This window comes from Methylomonas rivi (genome assembly GCF_024505165.1).
In the GTDB taxonomy this organism is placed as follows: Bacteria; Pseudomonadota; Gammaproteobacteria; order Methylococcales; family Methylomonadaceae; genus Methylomonas; species Methylomonas rivi.
Genome location: NZ_JANIBK010000278.1, coordinates 1 through 2,152, shown reverse-complemented (window position 1 = coordinate 2,152; position 2,152 = coordinate 1). Strand labels below are relative to the sequence as shown.

Here is a 2,152-nt window from a genome sequence, read left to right as displayed (position 1 = left end):
AAATCAAAAAATATTCAAATTTTACCCCTGTTTTACCCATTAAAAGATTCAACCACTTGATATTATTAATAATTTAGTTTTTGTATCGAAAAGTAAGCCGTACCTTACGACGTTTACCGGCTATCCCCCACCGGTGCCGCAAAGGCATCGGATACCAGCGTTTCGACGTTGCTGCCGTTCAGCGCCTGTAAAAACGCCACCAGATCGTCGATTTCCGCGGCCGATAAACCCAAGGGCTTGATCAACGGCGACAGGTTTTCGTTGGCGATGCCACCCTGGTTGTAAAACGCCACCACCTGTTTCAGGCTGGCCAGACTGCCGTTGTGCATGTAGGGCGCACTGAGCGCCACGTTACGCAAGGAAGGGGTTGTGTAGGCCCAACGGTCGGCCGGGTTTTGGCTGATTTCGTAATAGCCCAAGTCGTTGGGCTTGGCTTCGGCGACACCTTGCAGGCTTTTATTATCCACATCCACAAACACCCCTGGCGCCACTTGCACCCGCTGCTTTTCCGGCGCTTTTTGCATGGACTCGGCATAGCCGATGCCGGTGTTGTGGCGTTTCTGGTCGGTAAACAAGGCGGATTTTTCGTCTATGCTGTGACAACTAGTGCAGGCCGCCTTGCCGGTAAACAGCTTGAAGCCGCGCTGTGCCGCATCGCTCAAGGCCTGACTTTGTTTACCGAAATACCAGCGGTCGAACGGCGAATCCGCCGAGTTCAAGGTGCGCTGGTAACTAGCCAAAGCCTGGCCTATGGTTTCCATGGTCGGGCCTTTGTTAAAGGCCTTTTCGAACCGGCCCCGATAATCCGAGCTGGTTTTGATTTTATCCACCACATGACCGACGGACGGGTTGCCCATTTCGTTATGCGCCAGCAGCGGCCCCCACACCTGCTGTTCCAGGCTGTTTTCGCGGCCATCGTGAAACAGCAATTGCGCATAACCGACGTTATACAGCGACGGACTGTTACGCCGCACGCTACGGCCCTCTATGCCCACGGCAGTGACCATTTCGTTGCTGCTGAAGCCCTGCTCCGGAATATGGCAGATCGCGCAGGAAAAAGTATTGTTGAACGACAAGCGGCGGTCGTAAAACAGCTTGCGGCCCAATTCGATTTTAGCGCTAGTCAGCGGGTTGTCTTTGGGCTGCGGTAGTTTCGGCAAGCCCAGCGGCGGTTTATTGGCAAACTCGATCAGTTTGGCCGGCTTGCCTTGCCGATGTTCCAGCGCCAGCGAGCGGGTTTGATAATCGGCTTGCTGATAGTTCTGTTTGTTGTCGCCGGCTTGGTACAGGCTTTCTCCGGCCGCCGGTTGGGCCGCCGCCGGTTTGTGGTCTACCAGCAGCGTTTTTACGTCGTTGATCACCGTGTCGGCATGCAGAAAGTCCACGTTGTAGATATTGCGGATATTTTTGTCGGTATCGATCAGATAAACCCGCAGCAAGTGCGAAAAAGTGCCGGTGAATTGACCTTTTTCGTCGTAAATTTTTTGCACGTTTTGCTGATAGGCGTCCAGTATCGGTTGCAGGGTTTGTTCGTCGCGGGTGGTCAAAAACCGCCAATCGAACTCGCCGGTTTTAAAGCCGGAACCGTAATGGCGCATCATCTCCGGCGTGTCATTGGCAGGATTGAAACTCAAGGTCAGCAAACGCAGTTTTGCCGCCAATTCCGGCTGTTTCTGCAATTGCCGGCTGATTTTATGTAGCACCTGGGTCGCCAGCGGGCAACCGTTTACATCGCTGCAAGTGGCATAAATAAAGCTTAACAACACCACTTTATCGCCCATCAAATCGTGCAGGCGCTTGGGCTGGTTGTCGCTGGTCAATATCTCGCCGTCGCCGGCGGCACCAATCACCGGCAGCGTGTAACTGGCGGGCGCGGCCAATGGATACGGCAAAGCGGCATAACCGGGTGCCAAGGGAGTTGCAGGCGCGGTTTCGGCCCGACAGGCAAAACCGCATAACATAGCCAACAGGCCGATAAAATAAGACGTTTTCATAAATTCTGCCCAAGCTGTGGGTTTAAATTTCGCCGGCGGGCATTCCATTTATCCCAGCAACACATATTATAAAAAACTAATATTCTATTTGGCCGCCGCTGTCAACTTCGGCTTGTATTTTAAGCTGGCGGATTTAGGGCTGGATATTGAAATATTGA

Annotated in this window: 1 protein-coding gene; it reads right to left on the bottom strand. The window is 52.9% G+C overall.

Going from position 1 to position 2,152, the window contains the following annotated elements; genetic code table 11:
* Positions 1–113: 113 nt before the first annotated feature.
* Positions 114–1,994, bottom strand: coding sequence for a cytochrome c peroxidase (locus tag NP596_RS21055; protein WP_256617347.1), 1,881 nt, complete (start codon positions 1,992–1,994; stop codon positions 114–116).
* Positions 1,995–2,152 lie beyond the last annotated feature (158 nt).

Excerpts from the sequence above, each read along its gene's own strand:
- NP596_RS21055 (WP_256617347.1), bottom strand. The coding sequence starts at position 1,994 with ATGAAAACGTCTTATTTTATCGGCCTGTTGGCTATGTTATGCGGTTTT.